Consider the following 24,027-nt stretch of genomic DNA (forward strand, 5'->3'; position numbering starts at 1 on the left):
CACCCCGTAGTCTCGTAGTGCACAAGCGAGACGAACGGGGAGTACGAAGCAAGCGATGGCGAAACCACCAGAACGGGTGTACGACGACCGACGGCGGCGACCGGTGTGGCTGGATCTCCGCCGTACCGGCCGCGGCCTGCAGGCGATGTTGTACGGCGGTCTCGCGTCGCTGATCTCGCTGATCATCACGTTCTGGACGCTGCCGCAGATCAGCAGCGACGGCCGGCTCCCGATCTTCCGGCTGGTCGTCCTGCTGGCGGTGTTCTCGGTGCTGATGCGCTGGATCCTGGCCGGTGTCGCGGTCCTGATCGGCTCGCTCGGCGTACTGATCGGCGGGCTGTTGTCACAGTTCGGAGTCGTCTATCTCGCGATCACCGTCGACCCCGGGGTGAACCTGCACGGCGGGGTCGAGGCGCCGGTGCTGGTGGCGATCTGGATGTCCTCGATCAGCGCCTTCGTCGGCTGGGTCGCGTACGCCGGCAGTGACGACGCGTACGTCGCCGAGGTGATGCGGGTCGTGCACCGCCGGGCCCGGCGGATCCAGCCCGCGCCGAAGACCGGCCTGCTGATCATCCAGATCGACGGGCTGTCGGCGCCGCTGCTCAACTGGATGGTCCTGGCCGGCAACCTGCCGAACCTCGGCGGCTGGATCCGGGACGGCAACCACTCGATGCTCGCGTGGCACACCGGCGTACCGGCGACCACGCCGGCGAGCCAGGCCGGGATCCTGCACGGCGGTTCGAAGCACATCCCGGCCTTCCGGTGGTACGAGAAGGAGACCGGCCGGGTGATGGTCACCAACCGTGGCCGGGACGCGGCGGAGCTCGAGGAGCGGATGTCGACCGGGCGCGGCCTGCTCGCGGACGGCGGCGTCAGCATCAGCAACAACTGGTCCGGCGACGCGGACAAGTGCGAGCTGGTGTTCAGCCGGGCCGCCCTGCCGAACAGCCGCAGCCGCGGGTACGTCCGGTTCTTCTCCAGTCCGCAGGGCGCTGCTCGCGGGCTGATCCTGTGCGTCGCGGAGATGATCAAGGAGCTGCACCAGGCCCGCCGGCAACGAGTCCGGCATCTGGTCCCGCGGGTGAAGCGCGGCGGCGGGTACATCTTCCTGCGCGCGATCACCAATGTCCTGCTGCGCGACCTGAACGTCTCGCTGATCACCGACGAGCTGGTCAAAGGCACGCCGGTCATCTACTGCGACTTCGTCGACTACGACGAGGTCGCGCACCACGCCGGTCCGACCCGGGCCGAGTCGCTGCAGACCCTCGAAGGCCTGGACCGGGTGCTCGGTGCGCTCCAGCGGATCATCGACATCCTGCCGCACTCGTACGAGATCGTCGTCCTGTCCGACCACGGTCAGAGCCAGGGCTCGACGTTCCTCCAGCGGTACGGCCGGACGCTGACCGAGGTGGTCGACGATCTGGTCGACACCACGAAGGAGCCGGTCTCGGCGGTCGGCAAGGCCGAGGGCTGGGGGCCGGTGAACGCGTTCCTCACCGAGCTGGCGATGCGCCGCAGCGTGGCCGGCTCGGTGACCCGGAAGGCGCTGCACGTGAAGAGCGGCGAGGTCGAGCTCGGTCCGAAGGACTGCGAGCCGCCGGTCGCCGCCGACGAGCAGATGGTCGTCACCGCCTCCGGGAACCTGGCGCTGCTCTACCTCGCCACCACGCCCGGCCGGGTCCCGCTCGAAGAGATCGAGCTGCTGCATCCGAAGCTGATCCCGGGCCTCGCGACGCATCCCGGCATCGGCTTCGTCGTGGTCGACTCGCTCGCCGAAGGACCGGTCGCGATCGGTCGGGCCGGGGTCCGCGTACTGCGGTCCGGTCGGGTCGAGGGGGAGGACCCGCTCGCGCCGTTCGGCGAGCTGGCGGCCGCCTCGATGCTCCGGCAGGCAGAGATGGCCCACAACGGGGACCTTGTCGTGGTCAGCAGGCTGGACGACTACACGCACGAGGTGGCGGCGTTCGAGGAGCTGGTCGGATGCCACGGCGGGATCGGCGGCTGGCAGACCGACGCGGTCCTGGTGCACCCGTCGCGCTGGGAGCTGAACAAGGCTCCCGTAGGCTCCGATGCGGTCCATGAGGTGCTCGTCGGCTGGCTGGAGCAGTTGGGGCACCGCAAGGACCTGGAGGAACCGGTCGAGTCGAAGGTTGAGGCCTGAAGCGTGCGAATCACATGCGACTGACCTGGTGGGGGCACGCCACCACCACCATCGAGGCGAAGGGCACGCGGCTCCTGACCGATCCGGTGCTGACGTCGCGGATCGCGCACCTGCGCCGGCGGCGCGGTCCGAACCCGTCACCCGAGGCGGGGCACTGCGATGCGGTCCTGATCTCGCATATGCACGCCGACCACCTGCACCTCACCTCGCTGCCGATGGTCGCGCCCGACGCCGCGCTGGTGGTGCCGCGCGGCGCGGCGAAGCTGATCCACGCTGACAGCGGACCGGCGTACTCCGAGCGCTGCATCGAAGTTGCCCCGGGCAATCAAATCAAGATCGGGTCGCTCGAGATCACCGCTGTCACGGCTCATCACGACGGGCGGCGGCTGCCGTGGTCGTCGTACTCTGCGCAGGCCGTGGGGTACCGGATCGACAGCTCGCCGAGTGTCTGGTTCGCGGGCGACACGGATCTGTACGACGGGTTGGCCGCGGAGACTGGTCAGGTGGACCTCGCGCTGGTGCCCGTTGGCGGATGGGGGCCGTCGCTCGGGCCGGGGCATCTCGATCCGGTGCGGGCGGCCGAGGCGGTGCGGCGGGTCGGCGCTTCGCGTGCGGTCCCGGTACATTTCGGGACGTTCTGGCCGATCGGCTTCGATTGGGTCAAGCCGGAGTTGTTCCTGCCACCGGGGGACAGGTTCCGGGCCGCGATGGCCGAGGTGGACCCCGCGGTGAAGGTGGAGCTCCTGGTGCCGGGTGAATCGCTCGAGGTGTCTGCATGAGCGGGGACACCAAGTTCGATGTCTGGTACTTGTTCGCGTTGGCCGGAGCCGTGCTGATCGGGGCGGTGCTGCCCGTGCTGCCAACGGGCGCTGCCGTGTCGGCGGGCGCGGTACTGGCGTCACACAGCAACCCGATCGGACTGGCCGGGGTGCTGATCGCCGGCGCGGCCGGGGCGTACATCGGCGACCTGATCGTGTACGCCGGGTGCCGCTTCGGCGGCGAGCGATTGGCCAAGCGGGTCGGGTGGTTGCGGGACAACGCGTCGCTCGACGCGCTCCGGGACAGGTTGTCCGAGCACGAGATCGGCGTGCTGCTGACGTCGCGGCTGATCCCCGGAGGACGCGTCCCCGTACTGCTGGCGGCCGGCCTGGCCGGGTACCCGTGGGAGCGGTTCGCGCTGGTCGATCTGGCCGCGTCGTCGCTATGGGCCGCGGTCTACATGGCTATTGGACTGCTCGGGTTCGCGCTGTTCGACGAGCCGTGGCAGGGCGTGCTGGCGGCGATCGTGCTGGTCATCCTCACCACCGTCGTCAGCAGCCTCATCCAGCGCCACCGGCGTAAATCACACCCCAAATGACGCGTTGCGGAGTCGGTCGACCGGCTCCGCGTCACCGTCCAGCTGTACGTCGGCCACCTGCTGACGCCCGGAACAGAACAGCACCAGCTCGCCCGGCGCACCGGTCACAGTGACCGATCCCAGCTCGTTGGGGCGCTTCGCGACGACCGACGTACCGTCCGGCTGCGCCAGCACCACACCGCTCGGTGCCTTCCGCATCATCGACCGCGCACCCAGCCGGAGGCCCTTCCAGAGCCCCTCCTGCTGCTCGGCCGGTAGCGTGCGGACCTCGTAGGACTGTTGGGCCCGGCGGACGTCCTCGTGGTGGATGAAGTACTCGCTCGTATTGAGCTGGTGACCGAGTTTCGGCAGCGCGAAGATCGAGACCGCCGGCGGACCGTGCCGGAACTTGTCGACGATCTCGGTGAAGCTGTAGCGCTCCTTCGCGCGCTTCATCCGCCGCGCGGTGGTCTCCGCGAGCGCCGGGATCACCAGCCCCGGCCCGACCATCGGATCAGCTTCCCGGACGTACAGATGGACCGCGAGGTCATAGGTGTCCCAGCCCTCACACAGCGTGGGCTGATCGGGCCCCAACTGGTCGAGAAGGTCACTGAGCGCTAGTCGTTCTACCCGGCTGTAGTCGGTCACATTCTCGATCGTAGTTGTCGGACGGGAATGGCAGAATGTCAATCGTTGTCATGCCTGTGTCCCACGTATGCACCTGACTGCCTGGAGTGTGTCTTGCCTGTCCCGAAAGTCCCCGACAAGGGCAGCGTCACCCGGCGGGGATTCGGGGTGCTGCGGGTCGCGATCTGGGAGGAGCCGGGCATCTTCACGCTGTCCGTGCTCGCCAGCATGCTGTACGGCGGGATGACCGTGGCCGGCGGCTGGGCCCTCGGCTGGTCGACCGATCACGTGATCCGGCCCGCGTTCGAGCAGGGCGAGACCACCACCGGCGCGATCCTGACGCTGATCTCGTTGTTCCTCGGGATCGCGATCCTGAACGCGATCGGCGTCGTCGGGCGGCGCCTCGGGGCCGGGGTGATGCAGTTCCGGCTGCAGGCGACGTACCGCAACCGCGTCACCCGGCAGTACCTGAAGCTTCCGCTCGAGTGGCACCACCAGCACTCGACCGGCATGTTGCTGTCGAACGCGAACGCCGACGTGGAGTCGACCTGGTTCGTGATCGCGCCGCTGCCGATGGCGATCGGCGTGATCGCGATGCTGGTGTTCGCGACGATCGCGATGTTCGCGGCCGACGTCTGGCTGGCCGTGGTCGGCTGCTGCGTCTTCCCGCTGGTCTTCATCGCGAACGTGATCTTCCAGCGCTACCTGCAGCCGCTCGCGACCCGGGCGCAGCAGCTCCGCGCCGACGTCTCCGAGGTCGCGCACGAGTCGTTCGACGGCGCGCTCGTGGTGAAGACGCTGGGTCGCGAGGCAGCCGAGACCGAGCGCTTCCGCGGCCCGACGAACGAGCTCCGCGACGCGAACATCGCGGTGAACAAGGCCCGCGGCATGTTCGACCCGGTCATCGACGGTCTGCCCCGGCTCGGCGTGCTCGCCGTACTGCTGGTCGGCGTCGGGCGGGTGCGGTCCGGCGGTGCGGATGCCGGTGACGTGATCCAGGTGGCGTTCCTGTTCACGCTGATCGGGTTCCCGATCCGGGCGCTCGGCTGGGTTCTCGGTGAGCTCCCGCGGTCGGTCGTCGGCTGGGACCGCGTGCAGCGCGTGCTGACCGCCAAGGGCGGCATGGAGTACGGGGAGGCGCGGCTCACGTCGACGAAGGCGGCCCGGCTGCAGGTGGCCGGCATACGGTTCGGGTACCTGCCGGAGCGCGACGTACTGGCCGGGATGGATTTCACGATCGAGCCCGGGCGGACGGTCGCGGTCGTCGGGCCGACAGGAGCCGGCAAGTCCACGTTGACCACGCTGCTGACGCGGCTGGTCGACCCGGAGCAGGGCGCCGTCAAGGTCGACGGGGTCGATCTGCGGGAGCTGGCACGCGACGAACTGGCCGGCTCGGTCGCGCTGGTGGCGCAGACCGCGTTCCTGTTCGACGACACAATCCGCGGCAACATCACGCTCGGAGGCGAGTACAGCGACGACGACGTCTGGGACGCGCTGCGGATCGCGCAGGGCGACGGGTTCGTGAAGGCCCTGCCCGACGGACTCGACACCAAGGTCGGCGAGCGCGGTACGACGCTGTCCGGCGGGCAGCGGCAGCGGATCGCGCTGGCGCGTGCCCTGGTACGGCGGCCTCGGCTGCTGATCCTGGACGACGCGACGAGCGCGGTCGACCCGCAGGTCGAGGCACGCATCCTGGCCGGGCTGCGAAGCGCCGTACACGACGACGCCGGGGCGGCGACGACCGTGCTGGTGATCGCTTACCGGAAGGCGACGATCTCGCTCGCCGACGAGGTGCTGTTCATGGACGACGGCCGGATCCAGGCGCACGGCACCCACACCGAGCTACAGGCGACGACACCGGCGTACCGGGACCTGGTCGACGCCTACGAGAAGGACGCCGAGCGCCGCCTGGAAGAGGCGGAGCTCGATCTTGATGCTGAAGGAGCAACAGCGTGAGCACGGCGGAAGCCTCGTCCCGGCTCGACCATGGCGACAACGCGGGTGGACTTCAGACCCTGAAGGACGGTCTGAAGGTCTCGCCCGAGCTGGCGCGTGGGTGGTGGGTGACCGGGATTCTCGCGTTGACGATGACGGCCGGGCGGATCGTCGTACCGATCGCGGTGCAGCAGACCATCGACAAGGGACTGTCCGGCGCGGGCGGTCCGGACATGTCGTACGTCGCCTGGATGTGCCTGATCTGCGCGCTGGGCGTGATCCTGACCGCCGGAGCGTCGTACCTGACGACCGTGCGGCTCGCGGTCAACTCGGAGTCCGGGCTGGCGACGATGCGGATCAAGGCGTTCCGGCACGTGCACGACCTACCGGTGCTGACGCAGAGCACCGAGCGGCGCGGCGCGCTGGTCAGCCGGGTCACGTCCGATGTGGACACGGTGTCGCAGTTCCTGCAGTTCGGCGGGTTCATCTTCATCGTGAGCCTCGGGCAGATGGCGCTGGCGACCGTGGTGATGTTCTTCTACTCGTGGCAGCTCGCGCTGGTCGTGCTGCTGTGCTTCATCCCGCTGTTCGCCAGCTTGAAGTACCTGCAGCGCGCGATGTCGGCGGCGTACGGCGTGGTGCGGGCGAAGGTCGGCGAGATGCTGTCGGCCATCTCGGAGCCGGTCGTCGGCGCGCAGGTGGTCCGCTCGTACGCGATCGAGAAGCGGACGCAGGACCGCATCGACGCGTCGATCGAGGACTATCGCAAGACCGCGACCAAGGCGCAGGCGATCACCGGTCTGACCTTCTCGATCGGCGGTCTGGCGGCCGGTCTCGCGAACGCGGGCGTGCTGACCGTCGGCGTGCTGCTCGGTGTCGACAACCAGGCGACGCTGGGCGAGCTGCTCGCGTTCATGTTCCTGGTGTCGCTGTTCTCGGACCCGGTGCAGATCGCGACGCAGGTGCTGACCGACGCGCAGAGCGCGTTCGCCGGTTGGCGGCGGGTGCTCGGCGTGATCGCGACGCCGGCCGACGTCGTGGATCCCGGCGAGGACGGCGTGAAGCAGGCGCGCGGGCCGATCACGGTCGAGTTCGCCGACGTCGATTTCGCTTATCCAGAAGGCGATCTGGTCCTGCGCGAGGTCGGCGTACGGATCGCGCCGCATCGGCGGGTCGCGGTCGTGGGCGAGACCGGCTCCGGGAAGACGACGTTCGCGAAGCTGTTGACCCGGTTGATGGACCCGACATCAGGCGCGGTCAAGCTGGACGGGGTGGACGCTCGCGAGATTTCCTTCGAGTCGCTGCGGGAGCGGGTCGTGATGGTGCCGCAGGACGGGTACCTGTTCGACGCGTCCCTCGCGGAGAACGTGCGGTTCGGGCGGCCCGAGGTGACCGACGCGGAGTTGGTGACGGCGTTCGATTCGCTCGGGCTGACGGACTGGCTGGAGTCGCTGCCGGACGGCCTGCAATCGCCGGTCGGCCAGCGCGGTGAATCGCTGTCGGCGGGGGAGCGGCAGCTGGTCGCGCTGGTCCGCGCGAACATCGCCGATCCGGATCTGCTCGTGCTCGACGAGGCGACATCCGCGGTCGACCCGGGCACCGAGGTGCGGGTCAACGCGGCGCTCGAGCGACTGATGGCCGGGCGTACGTCGGTGACGATCGCACACCGGCTGTCGACGGCCGAGGCTGCTGATGAGGTCCTGGTGTTCGACGACGGCGAGATCGTCGAACGCGGACCGCACACCGAGCTGGTCGGCGCAGGCGGCGTGTACACCCAGCTGCACGACAGCTGGATCGCCCAGCGGAGCGCGGTCTAGGGGCCAGACGTGCGCGCGCCGGCCGGGATTCGGGTCCCGACCGGCGCAGAGCACAGCTGATCAGGCGCGGTCGGCGCCTGATCAGCTCGTCGCTCGTCCTCAGGGGGTCGGAGCGGCCCCGTTGCTCGGGCCCGGCTGCGGCACCAGCAGGAACTCGACACCGCCCTTGTCGTCCACCGCCGCGTCCAGGATCTTGTCGTCGAGCGCGTTCGCGGCGTTGTGCTCGAGGAACACCCGTGCACCCGCCTCCTCGACCACCTGGTCACCGGGCTGCGGAGCCTCGGTAGTGGTCACCGCGAGCGCCGGATCCGCCGGGTTCTCCTGCGAGATCCGCACCCCGGCACCGTCCGGCGCGCCCTCGACTCCAGTGATGCTCTTGATCACCAGCGTCGCGTTCTCAGTCAGGGTCAGCACAGCCACTCCATCCGTCGGTTAACACTTGAGCCCGTCCCGTGCCCCTTAGCCCGAACCACAAACAATCCTTGAGCACCCACCAACCACCGAACCACCGCGCGAATGGTTGACCCGTGCTCAAAGTCAGGCGACCAGCTGCACCGGAGCGATTCGCCACGTGGGCGGTGGGGCAGTGCGCGTGGCGCCTCGCGCGAACGCTCCACGGAGCCGCGCAACCAGATCGGCCGGCGTACCGACCACGTCCTCCCAACCGAAGTGCACCAGCTCGACTCCCCGGTCGCTGAGACGCTGGTCGCGCCGGTGCGCCCTCCGGATCCGGTGCCGACGCTCCGCGGGGGTGTCCGCCTCGTACTTCGCCAATCCGTCGGCCTCCGCAACGGTCCGGAACTCCGGCCACCAGAAGTCGACCCGCTCGAGCATCCAGCCGAAACCGTCGAAGAACTGCGCCTGGAGCACCGGTTCGGGCAGTCCCGCCGCGGCGAAGGCGGCACGTGAGATCGATTCCAGCACGGACTCGGACCTGGCATCGCCGAAGTCGATCGCGCTACGAGCTCGCGAGATCCCCGGCCAGCGCTCCTGTTGACCCGCAACGGCCTGCAGTTCCGTCATCGTCGTACCGAGTTGTAGCGCGTGGTCGACGGTGACGATGGCTTCGCGTAGGGGTAGTTCCCGGGCGAGGTCGACGACCGTTCTGGCGATGGTGGTGACGGGCAGCCGGCGGTGTTGTGACACGTGATCGGTTGGCAGTCCGGCACGTCGTACGACGATGTTCCGGCGATGGTGATTGCGGGCGGCGGTGGGTGGGCGCGTCAGCCAGGCAGCGTCGGTCGGCGGCGCGGACGAGCGAGCGTTGTCGGTCCACGTACGAAGCTCAGCAAGCCGTGCCGCGCTGAAATGGCTCACGACCGAACCTGGGTACGCTGCGTGGGCACACGCGATCACCGCGACGTGTTCATCGAGACGTCCATCCATGTAGTGGCCGTGGTGATGCCACAAGTGCTTCCGCCGTACCAGGCGGCGCAGGTCCGCGTCACCCAATCCAAGTCCGCGGAGTATCTCGCGCCGGAGCGGAGTACGCGCAGCGAACTGGAGCCGCTCCCGCACAGCACCTTCGAGTCGGTCCATCGCCCCATCCTCCCCGCCCCGCCCCCGCCTGCACCGTCCTTTCACTCACGCTGTGGAAAACGGTTCTTTGAGCACGCACCAACCAAAATCGGCTGGTGCGTTTGGTTGGTGCGTGCTCAAAGAACCCGCGTGCTGAGTGTCGGAGGGATGGTGTGGGATTGGGGGTATGGCGATTGCATTGAGTACTGCGGGGGTTGGGGAGTTGGGCGAGGTTGTGGGAGTGCTGCGGGGGTGGCAGCGGGAGGGGGTGCCGGTGCAGTTGCATCCGGGGGATTTGGGGTGGTTCTGGCGGTTCGGGGCGGAGGCTACGGCGGCTGCGACCAGGGTTTGGCGGCGGGGTGGGGAGATCGTCGCGGTGGGGATGCTTGATGAGCCGGACTGGTTGCGGATGGCGATTGCGCCGGAGTTGCAGCGGGACGACGAGTTGGCGCAGCGGATCGTCGAGGACGTGACTGTGCCGACTGCCGGTGTGCTGATCGAGGGCCAGGTGGCGGTCGAGACGCCGATGGGGGCGCTCGTTCAGGACCTGCTCTTCAAGGACGGCTGGGACGCGGACAAGCCGTGGGTCCCGCTGATGCGCAGCTTGAGCGGCCCGGTGCCGGATCCGGGTATGCGGGTCGATGTGGTCGGGTCGGAGGATGCGCACGAGCGGACCGGCGTACAGCGGGCTTCGTTCGACGGGTCGACGTTCACCAATGACCGCTGGTTCGCGATGGCCGACGGCCTGCCGTACGCCGATGCGCGGTGCCTGATCGCGCGGAACAAGCTCGGCGAGTCCGTGGCAGCCGCGACCGTGTGGTCAGCCGGTGAAGGACGTCCGGGCTACATCGAGCCGATGGGCGTGCATCGGCTGCACCGCGGGCGCGGCTATGGCACCGCGATCGTGCTTGCGTGCGCTCGTGCGTTGCAGGAAATGGGTGCGTCGAGCATCTACACCTGTACGCCGGCGTCCAACGACGGCGCGGTCGCGACGTACCAGGCCGCCGGTCTCGAGCCGCAGGCCGAGATCAGGGCGCAGAACCGCAACGCTTAAGCCGTGGCCACGTCGTCCGCGGCCCGGAGCACGCGCAGGATGTTGCCACCGGCAAGCTTCCCGAGGTCCTCGTCGCTCCAGCCGCGGTCGGCCAGCGCGCCGAACAGCACCGGGTAGGACGACACGTCGGGCAGCTCGATCGGGAACTCCGGGCAGCCGTCGTAGTCGCCGCCGACGCCCATGTGGTCGATCCCGGCCACCTCGCGGACGTGTTCGACATGCTTGACCACGTCCGCGAGTGTGATGTCCGGTCGCGGTACGTCGTACAGCTCCTCGACCTGCTTGCGGTGTTCCTTGCCCTCGAGTCCGCGCTCCTTGGCCAGCGCACGCATGCCGTCGAGCCAGTCGACGTAGGCCTGGGAGACGAAGTACGGGACGAAGGTGACCATGCAGACGCCGTCGTTGGCGGCCAGCGTCTCGAGCACGTCGTCAGGCGCGTTGCGCGGTACGTCGCAGACAGCGCGGGACGACGAGTGGCTGAAGATCGCCGGCGCGCTGGTGACCCGGAGCGCGTGCCGCATCGTGTCGGCGGAGACGTGCGAGAGGTCGACCAGCATGCCGATCCGGTTCATCTCGCGGACGACCTGCTCGCCGAAGTCGTTCAGCCCGCCGAGCACCGGCTCGTCAGTGGCCGAGTCGGCCCAGGACACGTTGTTGTTGTGCGTGAGCGTCATGTACCGCACACCGAGCTCGCGCATCACCCGCAGTACGCCGAGGGACTCGCCGATCGAGTGACCGCCCTCCATCCCCATCAGTGAGGCGATCCGGCCGGCCGCGATGGCAGCCTCCACCTCGTCGGCGGTGTCTGCCAGTCGCAGATCGCCGGGGAACCGCTCGACGAAGCGGTGGACGAAGTCGAGCTGCTCGAACGTCCGCCGTACCGCGTGCTCGTCCTGCGGCACCCACAGGGACCAGAACTGACCGCCCACGTGCCCGGCCCGCAGCCGCGGGATGTCCGTCTGCAGCTGTGGCACCGGCCCGCTCAGGTCGTGTGCGTCCAGGTCGTACTCGCACAGCTCGTAGAACGCGATGGGCAGATCGTTGTGGCCGTCGATCACCGGGTACGCACTCGTCATGCCGCCATCTTGTCAGCCCGTGGTAAAAGCTGTCGGCCGGATCGGAGACAATGGATCGGTGACGATCGACGAGTTGACCTTCGACGCGGCCGGGTTGATACCCGCGGTGGTGCAGCAGTACGACACGCGCGAGGTCCTGATGGTGGGCTGGATGAACGCCGAGGCGGTGCGCCGTACCGCGGAGACCAAGCGGGGCACGTTCTGGTCCCGTAGCCGCCAGGAGTACTGGGTCAAGGGCGAGACCAGCGGCAACCGTCAGCACGTGAAGCAGATCCTCGTCGACTGCGACGCCGACACCCTGCTCGTCCTCGTCGACCAGGAAGGCCCCGCCTGCCACACCGGCACCCGCAGCTGCTTCGAGAACGGCGAGATCGAGGTGGCGGTGTGACGGTTCCGGAGCTGGAGACCTTCCGCGAGTACGCGAAGGACCGCCGGGTCATCCCGGTGACGCGGCGGCTGCTCGCCGACGCCGAGACGCCGATCGGTGTCTACGGCAAGCTCGCGGCCGAGCGCGAGGGCACGTTCCTGCTGGAGTCGGCGGAGAACGGCGGGGTCTGGTCGCGCTACTCGTTCATCGGCGTGCGCTCGGCCGCGACACTGACCGAGCGCGACGGCGAGGCCGTCTGGACGGGCAACCCACCCGTCGGCCTCCCGCAGACCGGTGACCCGCTGAAGGCGCTCCGTGAGACGCTCGAGATCCTGCACACGCCGCGGTTGCCCGACCTGCCCCCACTGACCGGGGGCATGGTCGGCTTCCTCGGGTACGACGCCGTGCGCCGCCTGGAGCGGTTGCCCGACACAACGACCGACGACCTCGGCCTGCCCGAGCTGACGTTCCTGTTCGCCACCGATCTGGCCGCCCTCGACCACGAGACCGGCGAGATCTGGCTGATCGCGAACGCGGTCAACTGGGACGACTCCGACGAGCGCGTCGACGAGGCGTACGCCGATGCCGTCCGGCGGCTCGACGCGATGGAGCGCGACCTCGCGCAGCCCACCCCGTCGTACGTCGTCCGCGCCGACCCGCAGGCGCAGCCCGACCCGCACCGGCAGCGCTCCAGCGCGGAGTACCGGGAGGCGGTCGAGCACGCCAAGGAGGAGATCCGGGCCGGCGAGGCGTTCCAGATCGTCGTCTCGCAGCGGTTGGAGCTGCAGACCACCGCGAGCGCCCTGGACATCTACCGGGTGCTGCGACGGTCGAACCCGAGCCCGTACATGTACCTGGTCCGCCTCGACGGCTTCGACATCGTCGGCTCGAGCCCGGAAGCCCTGGTCAAGGTCACCGAGAACAAGGTGATCCTGCACCCGATCGCCGGCACTCGCCGCCGCGGCGCGACGCCCGAGGAGGACCACGCGCTGGAGGAGGAGCTGCGCGCCGACGCCAAGGAGCGCGCCGAGCACCTGATGCTGGTCGACCTCGGCCGCAACGACGTCGGCAAGGTATGCGCGCCCGGCACGGTCGAGGTGGTCGACTTCATGGATGTGCGGCGCTACAGCCACGTCATGCATCTCGAGTCGACGGTCACCGGGCAGCTCAAGGCCGGCATGACCGCGTTCGACGCGCTCACCGCGGCGTTCCCGGCCGGAACGTTGTCCGGGGCACCGAAACCGCGGGCGATGGAGATCATCGACAAGCTCGAGGTCACCCGGCGCGGCGTGTACGGCGGCGTGGTCGGCTACCTGGACTTCGCCGGCGACGCGGACACCGCGATCGCGATCCGGACCGCGGTGCTGCGCGGCGGGACGGCGTACGTGCAGGCAGGCGCCGGGATCGTCGCGGACTCCGACCCGGCCTCGGAGGACGCCGAGTGCCGGACCAAGGCGGCCGCGGTACTGAACGCGATCGCGGTCGCGGGAACCTTCAGCGACGTATGCAGTGACGTATGAAGGCTCAACGGATAGTCGACCTGCTCGCCCTGGCGGCGCTGGTGTTGCTCGGCCTGTCCGGGTACCTGACGTGGGTCTCGGCCAACCCTGGCAACGGGCGTGTCGACGTGGTGTTCAACGGCTACACGATCACCAAGGCGCCGGTCACGCTGGCCCTGGCGTCGGTGGTGGCGGTCGTGGTCACGAAGCTGGCCGGCACGCTGCTGCGCAGGGTTCTGGGCGGTCTGGTGGCGCTGCTCGGAGCGGTCGCCATGATCGTCGCCCTGACCGTGCGTCCCGGCGGCGCCGAGCTGAGCAGACTGCGGCCCGAGCTGAGCGACGTACTCGCCGACCAGGTCACGCAGACCCTCGGCGTGGCGCCGTGGTTCGCACTGGCGGGCGGGATCGCCCTGTTCGCGGCGGGTCTGATCACCGCGCTGACGGCACACAAGTGGCACCGACCCACCGCACGATACGAGCGTGATCCGGCTGCCTCACCGGCCGATCAGTGGAAGGCGATCGACGCCGGGGAGGACCCGACTCTCTGATCGCGGCGGGCTACCGCCACAATAGGACAGGACGACGAGGAGGAGTGGCGCCAACTATGGACAATACGGTGGCGGATCAAGGAGCTAGTCGGATCGAGGAGGAGGCTCCCCACGATCTGCACGGCAACAGCCCCGCGGCGTGGACCGCGGTGGTGATCGTGCTGGTCGCGTTCACGCTCGGCGCCATCGCGATGGTGCTCGGGCCGAACTGGGTGCTGTTCTGGATCTCCGTCGCGATCGCGGTGCTCGGTGCGCTGGCCGGCAAGGTGCTGCAGTTGCTGGGCTTCGGGGTCCCGACTGACGGCGACCACTGAGGGGCGGACGGACATGACTGTGCTTGACGACATTCTCGCTGGGGTCCGCGAGGACCTTGCGGAGCGCCAGGCGCGGGTCAGCCTGGACGATCTGAAGCAGGAGGCCCAGCGCAAGCCCGACGCCAAGGACCCGATGCCGGTGTTCCGCGGTGACGGGATCGCGGTGATCGCCGAGGTGAAGCGGTCCAGCCCGTCCAAGGGCGAGCTGGCCGAGATCACCGACCCGGCCGCGCTGGCCGGGGAGTACGAACTGGGCGGCGCCGCGGCGATTTCGGTCCTCACCGAAGAGCGCCGGTTCAACGGCAGCCTCGACGACCTGCGCGCGGTTCGCGGCCGGGTCGATGTGCCCGTGCTGCGCAAGGACTTCATCGTCTCGTCGTACCAGCTCTGGGAGGCCCGGGCAGCCGGCGCCGACATGGTGCTGCTGATCGCGGCCGCGCTGGAGCAGGAGGCGCTGGTCTCGCTGATCGAGCGTGCGCACTCGATCGGCCTGTGCCCGCTGGTCGAGGTGCACGACGAGGAGGAGACCCGGCGTGCGGTGGACGCCGGCGCTCAGCTCATCGGCGTGAACAACCGCAACCTGAAGACCCTCGAGGTCGACCGGGACACGTTCGCGCGGGTCGCGCCGACGATCCCGACCGAGCTGGTCCGGGTGGCCGAGTCCGGGGTCCGCGGGCCGCATGATGTAATCGAGTTCGCGCGCGCCGGGGCCGATGTCGTCCTCGTCGGTGAAACCCTGGTGACCGGCCGCGATCCTCGTGCCTCGGTCGCCGACCTCGTCGCCGCCGGATCGCACCCCGCCATCCAGCAGCGGCACTAGACCCTCCCGGCCGGTCCAAACGGTACGGGACAGCAACTCTCCCGTGCCGTCTGGCCGGGTTGGAAGGTTTGTCGGATGAGTACTGTGCTGCCCGACCAGTTCGGGCACTTCGGCCGTTTCGGCGGCAGGTTCATGCCGGAGGCGCTGATCGCGCCGCTCGACGAGCTCACCCAGGCCTGGCGCGAAGCCATGGCCGACCCGGAGTTCACCAGTGAGTTCGAGCGGATGCTGCGCGACTACATCGGCGCCCCGAGCCTGCTGTACGACGCGACCCGGCTGTCCGACGCGGCCGGCGCGCGGATCCTGCTCAAGCGCGAGGACCTGAACCACACCGGCGCGCACAAGATCCGCAACGCGATCGGCCAGGCGCTGCTGACCAAGCGGATGGGTAAGCCGCGGGTGATCGCCGAGACCGGCGCCGGCCAGCACGGCGTCGCGACGGCGACCGCGTGCGCGTACCTCGGCCTGGAGTGCGTCGTCTACATGGGCGAGGTCGACACCGAGCGCCAGGCACTGAACGTGGCCCGGATGCGGCTGCTCGGCGCCGAGGTGATCTCGGTCAAGACCGGCAGCCGGACGCTGAAGGACGCGATCAACGAGGCGCTGCGCGACTGGGTCGCCAGCGTGGACAAGACGCATTACATCCTCGGTACGGCGGCGGGCTCGCACCCGTTCCCGGCGATGGTGCGCGACTTCGTCCGCGGCATCGGCGACGAGGCGCGGGAGCAGTCGCTCGAGCTGCTCGGCAAGCTGCCGGACGCCGCGGTCGCGTCGGTCGGCGGCGGGTCGAACGCGATCGGCCTGTTCACCGCGTTCATCCCGGACGAGTCCGTGAAGCTGTACGGCATCGAGCCGGGCGGCGAGGGGTTCGAGACCGGTCGGCACGCTGCGACGATCACAGCCGGGCAGGTCGGCGTACTGCATGGTGCGCGGTCGTTCCTGCTGCAGGACGAGGACGGGCAGACGATCGAGTCGCATTCGATCTCCGCGGGTCTGGACTACCCGGGCGTCGGTCCGGAGCACGCGTGGCTGGCCGAGACCGGGCGCGCGTCGTACCGGCCGATCACCGACGCCGAGGCGATGGACGCGTTTCAGCTGCTGTCCCGGACCGAGGGCATCATTCCGGCCATCGAGTCCGCGCACGCGGTCGCCGGTGCGCTGGATATCGCGCGCGAGTTGGGGCCAGAGGCAACTATTCTGGTGAACCTCTCCGGGCGCGGGGACAAGGACATGGACACGGCCGCCACCTGGTTCGGCCTCGGCGACAAGGAGGCCGGCCGTGAGTGAGCTCGTTGCCCTGGGCAAGGCCGGCACGGCGATCCGGACCGCGAACGACGCAGGCCGCGCGGCCGTGGTCGGGTACCTGCCGGCCGGCTTCCCGACGTACGACGGTGCCCTCGACGGCCTGAAGGCACTGGTCGACGGCGGCGCCGACGTGATCGAGCTCGGCCTGCCGTACAGCGACCCGGTGATGGACGGCGTGACGATCCAGCGCGCCACCGAGGTCGCGCTCGCGGGCGGCGTGCGGACCCGCGACGTACTCAGCACGGTCGAGAAGCTCGCGGCGTACTCCGACGTGCCGGTGCTCGTGATGACGTATTGGAACCCGATCGAGCGGTACGGCGTGGACCGCTTCGCCGCCGACTTCGCCGGTGTCGGGGGAGCGGGCCTGATCACGCCGGACCTGATCCCGGACGAGGGCGCGGAGTGGATCGCGGCTGCGGACAAGCATGAGCTGGACAAGGTGTTCCTGGTCTCGCCGTCGTCGACGGACGCGCGGATCGCGATGACCACGGCCGCCTGCCGCGGGTTCGTCTACGCGACCGCTGTGATGGGTGTCACCGGTGCCCGGGACAAGCCGTCGGAGCTCGCGGCGCCGCTGGTGGCGCGGGTCAAGGCGGCGACCGAGCTGCCGGTCGGCGTCGGGCTGGGGATCTCGAACGGCGACCAGGCCGCGGGAGTGGCTGCTTTCGCGGACGCGGTGATTGTCGGAGCGGCGCTCGTCAGAGCTCTGGGAGACGGCGGCGCGACCGGCGTCCGGGCACTGACCGAGGACCTGGCCGAAGGCGTACGCCGGGAACCCCGCGCGCCCGCCGAACGTTAGTACCGCCGTGAGTCGAACCAGGAACGCGGCACTCCTTTTGGCCGCGGTGGCTCTGCTCGCCCTCGCGGGCTGCAGTGGCAAGCAGGAGAAGGCCGACAATCCGGGCGGGGCGATCATCCGCAGCAGCCAGGACCCGAACGGGTTGCGCGGCGCCACCCTGGACCAGCCGTACTCGATGCCCGCGACCACGCTGACCGACACCGGCGGGAACCCGTTCAACCTGGTCACGTCGACGAAGAAGCCGGTCACGCTGGTCTTCTTCGGCTACACGAACTGCCCGGACGTGTGCCCGACGGTGATGGCCGATGTCGCGTCCGCGCTGACCAAGCTCGATCAGCCGGTGCGCGACCAGATCCAGATGCTGTTCATCACGACCGACCCGTCGCGCGACACCGGTCCGGTGATCCGCAAGTACCTGGACCGGTTCGACCCGTCGTTCACCGGTCTGACCGGGTCGCTGACGTCGATCAAGGACGTGGCGAAGGCGGTCGGCGTACCGGTGGAAGGGATGCAGAAGCTTCCTTCCGGAGGGTACGAGGTCGGTCACGGAGCGCAGGTGATCGGCTTCGGCAAGAACGACAAGGCGAACGTGCTCTGGCTGTCCAACGCCGCCATCGGTGACCTGGCGCACGACTTCGGCAAGCTGGTGGCGGACAACCAGTGAAGGTTTGGTTTCCCTGGGTCTCGCTGGTCGCCAGGCTTGTCCTGGGCAGCGTGATGCTGGTCGCCGGTGCGCTGAAGGTCACCGATCCGGAGACGGCTGCCCAGGCGGTCCGCGCGTACGAGTTGCTGCCGTCGTCGCTGGTCCAGCCGGTCGGCTGGGGACTGCCTTTCCTGGAGATCGCGATCGGATTGCTGTTGATCGTCGGCTTCGGTGTCCGCACCTCGGCCGTCGCCGCGGGTGTTTTCATGATCGTGTTCATCGCCGCGGTGTCGTCGGCCTGGGCGCGCGGTCTGTCGATCGACTGCGGCTGCTTCGGCGGCGGCGGTCAGGTCGCCGCGGGCCAGACGAAGTACCTGCAGGAGATCCTCCGGGACGTCGGCCTGCTGGCGCTGGCCGTCTGGCTGTGGTTGTACCCGGTCAGTAAGTTCGCTGTCGTCGCTGAATCACAAGGACCGCAAGGAGTCACCGCGTCGTGAGCAACACCAATCCGCTGCTGCAGGAGAACAAGCGCCGGATCTCGCCCGGGATCGTCGTGGTGATCGTCCTGGTCCTGGCGCTCGCCGGCGGGGTCGGCGTCCAGTACTACCGCGGTCACTCCAAGGTCGAGGTCAGCTCGAACGGGCGGCCCGAGCCCACGGTCATCACCGGCCCGGGCACGTCCGGCAAGGGCATCACGGTCGGCAAGGCCGGCGCGAAGGTCAACATCGACCTGTACCTCGACTTCCGCTGCCCGCACTGCGCGGAGTTCGAGGAGGCGAGCGGTTCGACCGTCGACAAGCTCGTCCAGGACGGTACGGCGACGCTGACCTACTGGCCGTTGCAGTTCGTCAACCCGGATGCCTCGCCGCGACTGGCCAACGCGTTCGCCGCGGCTGCCGCGAACGGGAAGGCGCTGAGCTTCGCCGACGAGATGTACGGCGACTTCTCGAAGTCGTGGACCACGGACCAGCTGATCGAGCTCGGCCAGCAGCTCGGAGTCGGTGACGAGACGTTCCAGAAGGCGTTGCAGGACAACACGTACGCGGGCTGGCTGGAGTCGGTGGGCAAGGCGGCCGACGAGCGCGGTGTGACCGGGACGCCGACGGTTTACGTCAACGGCAAGCAGTTGCCGGCGGACCAGCTCAGCTCCGAGGGGCTGCAGAACGCCGTCGACGCGGTTGCAAGCTGAGGCCCCATCGTGACCGTGCGTTCCTGGCAGTGGTCTGGTGGGTCGAGTAGCGTTCCCCCTTGCCATGTCTAGTCTGATTCCCGCCGTGATGGTTCCGGCGTTCATCCCCAGCCCGAGCCAGGGTGTCTGGCACGTCTTCGGCCTTCCGATCCGCGCGTACGCGTTGTGCATCCTGGCCGGCATCTTCGTCGGTTACTGGCTCGGTCGCCGCCGCTGGGTGGCCCGCGGCGGGTCCGCGCCGGTGCTCGCGGACATCATGTTCTGGGCCATCCCGTTCGGGTTGGTCGGTGCGCGGATCTACCACGTGATCACCGACGCCGAGCTGTACTTCGGCGAGGGCCGGCACCCGATCGACGCGCTGAAGATCTGGCACGGCGGGCTCGGCATCTGGGGCGCGGTCGGGTTCGGCGCGCTCGGCGCGTGGATCGCCTGCCGGCGGGCGAAGGTCCCGTTCCTGGCGGTCGCGGACGCGATGGCGCCCGGGATCGCGCTGGCGCAGGTGTTCGGCCGCTTCGGCAACTACTTCAACCAGGAACTCTTCGGCCGCCCGACCACGAAGCCGTGGGGCCTGGAGATCTCGCCCGAACACCGCCCGGCCGGGTACGCCGACTTCGCCACCTTCCACCCGACGTTCCTGTACGAGGCGATCTGGAACCTGGGCGTCGTCGCCCTGGTCATCCTCGTCGACCGCCGCTACAAACTGGGCCACGGCCGCGCCTTCTTCCTGTACGTCGCCGGCTACACCGCCGGCCGCGCCTGGATCGAAAACATGCGCATCGACACCGTGAACCACTTCCTCGGCCTCCGCCTGAACGTCTGGACCGCCCTCATCCTGTTCGTCCTCGCCGTAGCCGCTTTCATCGTGAGCGCCCGCAAACACCCCGGCCAAGAAGACCTATCCACCGGCCCCGCCGCAGGAAAGCCCGCCGCTGAAGCGGCTGTCAAGCCAGCCGCTGGAGCTGTCACCGAGCCGAGCGAAGCGAAGGCGGACGCCGACGCGACCGCAGACGAGGCGCACGACGCCTCCGCCGGCTCTCGCGAGCCGTCCGCCGGCTCTGCCGGCCCCGGCAGGGATGATGCGACAACCGGCGCCGGAGGCGCCGCGGAAGCGCACGCCGCCGCGGCGACCACCAGCTCCGCGGGGACCGGCGCGGGCGAGCCCGCCGCCTCGGCGGAGCCGGCCGGAGGGCCGGCTGCCGAGGCGGAACCGCAGCCGAAGGTTGACGTGAAGAACGGCGCCGATTCAGATGGGTCTCGTGACTGAGACGCCCCAGGCTTCGAGTGAGCACCACGGGGACCACACGCACCGTGATGTGAACGGCGGCTGGCTCCGGCCGGCCGTGTTCGGCGCGATGGACGGCATGGTGTCGAACTTCGCGCTGATCGCCGGTATGGACGGCGGCACCAGCTCCGGCTCGAAGTTCATCGTCCTGGCGGGCCTCGCCGGCCTGGCAGCGGGCGCGTTCTCGATGGCGGCGGGGGAGTACACCTCCGTCGCCTCCCAGCGCGAGCTCGCCCACGCCGAGATCGAGATCGAGCGCAAGGAGATCCACAAGCACCCCCTCGACGAGGAGATCGAGCTCGCCGAGACGTACCGCGCGAAGGGCCTCGACCCGGATCTCGCCAGCAAGGTCGCCAAGCAGTTCCACGCGAACCCGGACCAGGCTCTCGAGGAACACGTCCGCGAAGAGCTCGGCATCGACCCCGACGACCTCCCGAACCCGCTGATCGCGGCCGCCTCGTCGTTCATCTGCTTCGCGGTCGGCGCCTTCATCCCGCTGGCGCCGTACCTGTTCGGCTCAGGCACCGTCGTACCGTCCCTGATCCTCTCCCTGACGGCCCTGTTCGTCTGCGGCGCCGTCGTCTCCCGCGTCACCACCCGTTCCTGGTGGTACTCCGGCCTCCGCCAGCTCCTCCTCGGCGCCGCCGCAGCCGCCCTCACCTACTTCGTCGGCACCCTCGTCGGCCCCGGAATCGGCTGACCGAGTAGCGCCGGCGCTACCTGCAGGGTCGCTCGAGCGTCATGGTTCGCGTACGGCGGTCCGCCTAGCTTGAGCCCATGACGTCGACTACCTGGCTTCGGCCGTGGCGGGTGTTTGCCTGTGTTGCGGCCGGTGCGGCGGCGCTTGTCGTTGCCTTTGTGCTGGCTCCGGCCCCGTTGGCGAGCACCCGGGCGACCACCGACCTCACCAGCGAAGGCCCGCTCATCGCGACCTTCCGCAGCGCATTCGTCGTGTACTGGCGTGCCGGCAACGCCGGCTTCGACTCCGACCTGCAGCGGGTCGTCGACTACTGGTTCCGCTACCACGTGGCCAAGGCAGTGCTCGGCGCGGCGTTGCTGGCGGTCTTCATCCTCCTCGGCGTACTGAGCTGGCAGGCGTTCCTCCGGGTCGGCGGCCTTCGGGCAGCTGCTCTGGCGGTCAGCGGGGTCCTGTCGACAGCTTTGGCGGTCGTCTCGCTGGCGACCGTCATGGCCAACATCCATGGAATGGCGGCCCCGTTCGGCTCGCTGCTGCTGATGCTGTTCGGCGCCCCGAGCCCCTCGGCAGGCCCACTGCCCGACACGCTGGCCCAGATCAGGCAGCAGTTGGCCGAGGGGCAGAACTCGCCCGCTCTCGCGGTGATCACCGACGACTACGTCAAGTTCCACGCGGTGATGGCCGTCGAGGGCACGATCGTGGTCATCGTCCTGGTCGTTCTCTCGGTGCTGCTGTGGCGCGGGTTCAGGCGGACGGATCGGGCCGAGCGACGGTCCAGGCGACTGCAAGCGGCGTACGGCGTCTTCGTCCCGCTGTTGGCGCTGGCACTGGCCGTCATCGTGCTGGCGAACGCGACTACCGCGGCCCATCCGCTACCCGGCCTGGAAGGCTTCTTCGCCGGCGGTTGGTAGCTAGTCGGTGATCGGCCTGCTCTGGGTGAACAGCCCGCTGTACGCGTTGAGCGCGGGCTGCCCGCCGAGGTGCGCGTACAGGACGGTCGAGTCCTGCGATATATCGCCGTTCCGGATCAGATCGATCAGCCCTGCCATCGACTTCCCCTCGTAGACCGGGTCGATGATCATCCCCTCGAGCTGCCCGGTCAGCCGGATCGCGTCGAGCGTCGACTGCACCGGGATCCCGTACTCGTCCCCGGCCCAGCCCTCCAGCACGCTGATCTCGTCGTCCCGCAGTTCGCGCTCCAACCCGATCAGCGAAGCCGTCGCCCGGGCGATCCGCTCGACCTGATCGTGGGTCTCCTGCAGCTTCGCGCTCGCGTCGATCCCGATCACCCGCCGCGGCCGGTCCTGCCCGGCGAACCCGGCGATCATCCCCGCATGCGTCGACCCGGTCACCGAGCAGACCACGATCGTGTCGAAGAAGACCCCGAGTTCGCGTTCCTGCTGCTCCACCTCGTAGGCCCACTGCGCGAACCCGAGCCCGCCGAGCCGGTGGTCCGAGGCGCCGGCCGGGATCGCGTACGGCGTACCTCCGCGTGCCTGCACGTCCTCGAGCGCCTGCTTCCAGCTGTCCTTGAACCCGATCCCGAACCCGGCCGGATCGAGCCGCACCTCGGCCCCCATGATCCGGCTGAGCAGAATGTTGCCGACCCGGTCGTTGAGGGCGTCCGGCCAGTCCACCCAGTTCTCCTGGACCAGCACCGCCTTCAAACCCACCTTCGCGGCGACCGCGGCGACCTGCCGGGTGTGGTTGGACTGGTACCCACCGATCGACACCAACGTGTCGGCCCCTTGCGCGAGCGCGTCCGGGATCAGGTACTCGAGCTTCCGCGTCTTGTTCCCGCCGTACGCGAGCCCCGAGTTGCAGTCCTCCCGCTTGGCCCACACCTTCGTCCCACCCAGGTACGCCGACAACCGCTCGAGCGGATGCACCGGGCTAGGCCCGAACAACAACGGGTACCGCGGAAAATCGCTCAGTGCCATGGTGTACCTCCACTAGGGTCGGCGGAATGTTCCCCGGTGAGATCGACATCCCACCCGCGACCTACCTCGAACAACTAGCCACCATCTTCACCCGCTTCGCGACTCAAGCCACCACCACCCGTTTCTCGACGTACCGGGCCTTTCACGACGCCTGGCTGACGGCCTCGTCCACAATTGGCGACAACCTGACCAACCGCTCGACGTGATTCCCAGGCTTCGGCTGGGCGAGGGCCCAGGCGGCGCGTGACACCCCCGTGTACGCCGCTACCAGCACAGCCCCAGGCCGTACGTCGCCACCGTGCGCCGCGACCAATTCGTCCAGCGGCGTGTCCACTGCGAGCGCCAGATACCCGAGATCGAACCCAGCCGGCCCCACCCCGAACTGCTCCCAGTCGATCGCGATCACGTCATCGCCGTCCCGTCCGAGCAGGTTCACCGGATGTGCGTCCCCGTGCGTAGGCACCCGCGGGAGCCCATCGAGCACGGCCAGAGCCGCCTCCCGCCGCCCCCACAGCTCCTCGATCGCCGGCGAACTCAAGCCCGCTCGCTTCAGCGCCTCCCACCCACCCCGCCGCTCAACAGCCCGCAAACGATCCCGCAGTACGTCCCGAGCACCCCAGCCGGGCTCACCCACCGAACACCCCGCGAACCGCCCCAGAGCCGCAGCCAGGCCCTCCCCAGTCCACGAGGCGGCAGGCGTATAGGCCATCCGCAGCGTGATCCCAGCGGCGTCTCGATCCACCCCCAAGCAGGCCGGCGCGCGAAGGCCCGGCGTACCGGCAACCACAGCGGACGAGGCGACCAGCGCCTGCCGCTCCCAGTAGGCGTGATGGCGTGGATCCTCGACGCCGGGCAGCAGGCGTTTGACCACCTGGCCGTCGGGAGTCAGCCAGACGCCGCCGGTGGCCTGGCCGGTGCCGGAGGTGAGCGGTTGCCAGTCGGGGGAGGGCTGCCAAGACATAGGGAACGGCCTATCAGGATCCGGCGGTCTCAACAGGTGAATTTCAGGGGTGCGTGGGTGGTTGTGGGGGCGGTGGGCTGGGAAGATGGGGGGCTAGTAGTGAGCGCTTGCTTACTGTGGGTCATCAAGGCGTTGCGCG

The 24,027-nt window shown here is 69.2% G+C and carries 25 protein-coding genes; 19 read left to right on the forward strand and 6 right to left on the reverse strand.

Annotated elements, in window-relative coordinates:
• The first annotated feature begins 55 nt into the window (after positions 1 to 55).
• From ACQPYH_RS17565 to ACQPYH_RS17575, 3 genes are read left to right on the forward strand one after another with little or no spacing between them, the layout of a single operon-like run.
• Complete coding sequence (locus ACQPYH_RS17565; protein WP_432892567.1) at positions 56 to 2,161, forward strand: alkaline phosphatase family protein; 2,106 nt, start codon at positions 56 to 58, stop codon at positions 2,159 to 2,161.
• A gap of 14 nt (positions 2,162 to 2,175) precedes the next feature.
• Positions 2,176 to 2,940, forward strand: coding sequence for an MBL fold metallo-hydrolase (locus ACQPYH_RS17570; protein ID WP_432892569.1), 765 nt, complete (start codon positions 2,176 to 2,178; stop codon positions 2,938 to 2,940).
• Positions 2,937 to 3,518: a DedA family protein gene (locus tag ACQPYH_RS17575; protein ID WP_432892571.1), complete on the forward strand. Its 582-nt coding sequence runs from the start codon at positions 2,937 to 2,939 to the stop codon at positions 3,516 to 3,518. The genes ACQPYH_RS17570 and ACQPYH_RS17575 overlap by 4 nt, the downstream gene beginning before the upstream one ends.
• On the opposite strand, the gene ACQPYH_RS17580 is transcribed toward ACQPYH_RS17575, so the two are convergent.
• Positions 3,504 to 4,145 (reverse strand): TIGR03085 family metal-binding protein, encoded by a 642-nt coding sequence (locus ACQPYH_RS17580; protein ID WP_432892573.1) that lies wholly within the window; start codon positions 4,143 to 4,145, stop codon positions 3,504 to 3,506. The genes ACQPYH_RS17575 and ACQPYH_RS17580 overlap by 15 nt on opposite strands.
• Before the next feature lie 93 nt (positions 4,146 to 4,238).
• On the opposite strand from ACQPYH_RS17580, the gene ACQPYH_RS17585 reads away from it, so the two are divergent.
• Positions 4,239 to 6,080, forward strand: coding sequence for an ABC transporter ATP-binding protein (locus tag ACQPYH_RS17585; RefSeq protein WP_432892575.1), 1,842 nt, complete (start codon positions 4,239 to 4,241; stop codon positions 6,078 to 6,080).
• Positions 6,077 to 7,876, forward strand: coding sequence for an ABC transporter ATP-binding protein (locus ACQPYH_RS17590; protein ID WP_432892577.1), 1,800 nt, complete (start codon positions 6,077 to 6,079; stop codon positions 7,874 to 7,876). The genes ACQPYH_RS17585 and ACQPYH_RS17590 overlap by 4 nt, the downstream gene beginning before the upstream one ends.
• Positions 7,877 to 7,975: 99 nt before the next feature.
• On the opposite strand, the gene ACQPYH_RS17595 is transcribed toward ACQPYH_RS17590, so the two are convergent.
• Both ACQPYH_RS17595 and ACQPYH_RS17600 read right to left on the reverse strand, forming a co-directional pair.
• Positions 7,976 to 8,290, reverse strand: a complete 315-nt coding sequence (locus tag ACQPYH_RS17595; protein WP_432892579.1) for a Fe-S cluster assembly protein HesB — start codon at positions 8,288 to 8,290, stop codon at positions 7,976 to 7,978.
• Positions 8,291 to 8,413: 123 nt separating this feature from the next.
• The gene (locus ACQPYH_RS17600) at positions 8,414 to 9,415 is read right to left on the reverse strand and encodes a hypothetical protein (protein ID WP_432892581.1); all 1,002 of its coding nucleotides are present in this window, start codon (positions 9,413 to 9,415) and stop codon (positions 8,414 to 8,416) included.
• A 166-nt stretch (positions 9,416 to 9,581) separates the two neighbouring features.
• Between ACQPYH_RS17600 and ACQPYH_RS17605 the strand changes: the two genes are divergently transcribed.
• Positions 9,582 to 10,448 (forward strand): GNAT family N-acetyltransferase, encoded by an 867-nt coding sequence (locus tag ACQPYH_RS17605; protein WP_432892582.1) that lies wholly within the window; start codon positions 9,582 to 9,584, stop codon positions 10,446 to 10,448.
• On the opposite strand, the gene ACQPYH_RS17610 is transcribed toward ACQPYH_RS17605, so the two are convergent.
• Entirely contained in the window at positions 10,445 to 11,524 is a 1,080-nt protein-coding gene (locus ACQPYH_RS17610; protein WP_432892583.1) for a dipeptidase, read from the reverse strand. The two genes, ACQPYH_RS17605 and ACQPYH_RS17610, sit on opposite strands and share 4 nt — an antisense overlap.
• 58 nt (positions 11,525 to 11,582) lie before the next feature.
• Here ACQPYH_RS17610 and hisI point away from each other — a divergent pair, with 58 nt between their 5' ends.
• From hisI to ACQPYH_RS17675, 13 genes are all read left to right on the forward strand, one after another.
• Positions 11,583 to 11,912, forward strand: coding sequence for a phosphoribosyl-AMP cyclohydrolase (gene hisI, locus ACQPYH_RS17615; protein WP_432892585.1), 330 nt, complete (start codon positions 11,583 to 11,585; stop codon positions 11,910 to 11,912).
• Entirely contained in the window at positions 11,909 to 13,411 is a 1,503-nt protein-coding gene (locus ACQPYH_RS17620; RefSeq protein ID WP_432892587.1) for an anthranilate synthase component I, read from the forward strand. The genes hisI and ACQPYH_RS17620 overlap by 4 nt, the downstream gene beginning before the upstream one ends.
• Positions 13,408 to 13,938: a Trp biosynthesis-associated membrane protein gene (locus ACQPYH_RS17625; RefSeq protein WP_432892589.1), complete on the forward strand. Its 531-nt coding sequence runs from the start codon at positions 13,408 to 13,410 to the stop codon at positions 13,936 to 13,938. The genes ACQPYH_RS17620 and ACQPYH_RS17625 overlap by 4 nt, the downstream gene beginning before the upstream one ends.
• Before the next feature lie 56 nt (positions 13,939 to 13,994).
• Entirely contained in the window at positions 13,995 to 14,252 is a 258-nt protein-coding gene (locus ACQPYH_RS17630; RefSeq protein WP_432892591.1) for an HGxxPAAW family protein, read from the forward strand.
• A 13-nt stretch (positions 14,253 to 14,265) separates the two neighbouring features.
• The gene (gene trpC / locus ACQPYH_RS17635) at positions 14,266 to 15,072 is read left to right on the forward strand and encodes an indole-3-glycerol phosphate synthase TrpC (protein WP_130450747.1); all 807 of its coding nucleotides are present in this window, start codon (positions 14,266 to 14,268) and stop codon (positions 15,070 to 15,072) included.
• Between the two features lie 75 nt (positions 15,073 to 15,147).
• Entirely contained in the window at positions 15,148 to 16,359 is a 1,212-nt protein-coding gene (gene trpB, locus ACQPYH_RS17640; RefSeq protein WP_432892592.1) for a tryptophan synthase subunit beta, read from the forward strand.
• Entirely contained in the window at positions 16,352 to 17,176 is an 825-nt protein-coding gene (trpA, locus tag ACQPYH_RS17645) for a tryptophan synthase subunit alpha (RefSeq protein ID WP_432892593.1), read from the forward strand. Before trpB ends, trpA begins: the two co-directional genes overlap by 8 nt.
• Positions 17,177 to 17,183: 7 nt before the next feature.
• Positions 17,184 to 17,840 carry an SCO family protein gene (locus ACQPYH_RS17650; RefSeq protein ID WP_432892594.1) on the forward strand — a complete coding sequence of 219 codons (657 nt, stop codon included), beginning with the start codon at positions 17,184 to 17,186 and terminating at the stop codon, positions 17,838 to 17,840.
• Complete coding sequence (locus ACQPYH_RS17655; protein WP_432892595.1) at positions 17,837 to 18,316, forward strand: DoxX family protein; 480 nt, start codon at positions 17,837 to 17,839, stop codon at positions 18,314 to 18,316. The genes ACQPYH_RS17650 and ACQPYH_RS17655 overlap by 4 nt, the downstream gene beginning before the upstream one ends.
• A complete protein-coding gene (locus ACQPYH_RS17660) occupies positions 18,313 to 19,008 on the forward strand; it encodes a DsbA family protein (protein ID WP_432892597.1) in 696 nt (231 codons plus the stop codon). The genes ACQPYH_RS17655 and ACQPYH_RS17660 overlap by 4 nt, the downstream gene beginning before the upstream one ends.
• A 64-nt stretch (positions 19,009 to 19,072) precedes the next feature.
• Entirely contained in the window at positions 19,073 to 20,272 is a 1,200-nt protein-coding gene (gene lgt, locus ACQPYH_RS17665; protein WP_432892599.1) for a prolipoprotein diacylglyceryl transferase, read from the forward strand.
• The gene (locus tag ACQPYH_RS17670) at positions 20,265 to 20,990 is read left to right on the forward strand and encodes a VIT1/CCC1 transporter family protein (protein WP_432892601.1); all 726 of its coding nucleotides are present in this window, start codon (positions 20,265 to 20,267) and stop codon (positions 20,988 to 20,990) included. The genes lgt and ACQPYH_RS17670 overlap by 8 nt, the downstream gene beginning before the upstream one ends.
• Positions 20,991 to 21,067: 77 nt before the next feature.
• Complete coding sequence (locus ACQPYH_RS17675) at positions 21,068 to 21,898, forward strand: hypothetical protein (protein WP_432892603.1); 831 nt, start codon at positions 21,068 to 21,070, stop codon at positions 21,896 to 21,898.
• Here ACQPYH_RS17675 and ACQPYH_RS17680 read toward each other — a convergent pair whose 3' ends face one another.
• Complete coding sequence (locus tag ACQPYH_RS17680) at positions 21,899 to 22,927, reverse strand: 1-aminocyclopropane-1-carboxylate deaminase (RefSeq protein WP_432892604.1); 1,029 nt, start codon at positions 22,925 to 22,927, stop codon at positions 21,899 to 21,901.
• 142 nt (positions 22,928 to 23,069) lie between these two features.
• Positions 23,070 to 23,888: a phosphotransferase family protein gene (locus tag ACQPYH_RS17685; RefSeq protein WP_432892605.1), complete on the reverse strand. Its 819-nt coding sequence runs from the start codon at positions 23,886 to 23,888 to the stop codon at positions 23,070 to 23,072.
• Between the last annotated feature and the right edge of the window lie 139 nt (positions 23,889 to 24,027).

This window comes from Kribbella sp. CA-245084 (assembly GCF_050942355.1).
Classification (GTDB): Bacteria; Actinomycetota; Actinomycetes; order Propionibacteriales; family Kribbellaceae; genus Kribbella.

Bases quoted from the DNA above. Each gene is read 5' to 3' on its own strand.
- ACQPYH_RS17565 (WP_432892567.1), top strand. From the start codon at position 56: ATGGCGAAACCACCAGAACGGGTGTACGACGACCGACGGCGGCGACCG.
- ACQPYH_RS17570 (WP_432892569.1), top strand. From the start codon at position 2,176: ATGCGACTGACCTGGTGGGGGCACGCCACCACCACCATCGAGGCGAAG.
- ACQPYH_RS17575 (WP_432892571.1), top strand. From the start codon at position 2,937: ATGAGCGGGGACACCAAGTTCGATGTCTGGTACTTGTTCGCGTTGGCC.
- ACQPYH_RS17600 (WP_432892581.1), bottom strand. From the start codon at position 9,415: ATGGACCGACTCGAAGGTGCTGTGCGGGAGCGGCTCCAGTTCGCTGCG.
- ACQPYH_RS17605 (WP_432892582.1), top strand. From the start codon at position 9,582: ATGGCGATTGCATTGAGTACTGCGGGGGTTGGGGAGTTGGGCGAGGTT.
- ACQPYH_RS17610 (WP_432892583.1), bottom strand. From the start codon at position 11,524: ATGACGAGTGCGTACCCGGTGATCGACGGCCACAACGATCTGCCCATC.
- ACQPYH_RS17625 (WP_432892589.1), top strand. From the start codon at position 13,408: ATGAAGGCTCAACGGATAGTCGACCTGCTCGCCCTGGCGGCGCTGGTG.
- ACQPYH_RS17630 (WP_432892591.1), top strand. From the start codon at position 13,995: ATGGACAATACGGTGGCGGATCAAGGAGCTAGTCGGATCGAGGAGGAG.
- trpC (WP_130450747.1), top strand. From the start codon at position 14,266: ATGACTGTGCTTGACGACATTCTCGCTGGGGTCCGCGAGGACCTTGCG.
- trpB (WP_432892592.1), top strand. From the start codon at position 15,148: ATGAGTACTGTGCTGCCCGACCAGTTCGGGCACTTCGGCCGTTTCGGC.
- lgt (WP_432892599.1), top strand. From the start codon at position 19,073: ATGTCTAGTCTGATTCCCGCCGTGATGGTTCCGGCGTTCATCCCCAGC.
- ACQPYH_RS17675 (WP_432892603.1), top strand. From the start codon at position 21,068: ATGACGTCGACTACCTGGCTTCGGCCGTGGCGGGTGTTTGCCTGTGTT.
- ACQPYH_RS17680 (WP_432892604.1), bottom strand. From the start codon at position 22,927: ATGGCACTGAGCGATTTTCCGCGGTACCCGTTGTTGTTCGGGCCTAGC.
- ACQPYH_RS17685 (WP_432892605.1), bottom strand. From the start codon at position 23,888: ATGTCTTGGCAGCCCTCCCCCGACTGGCAACCGCTCACCTCCGGCACC.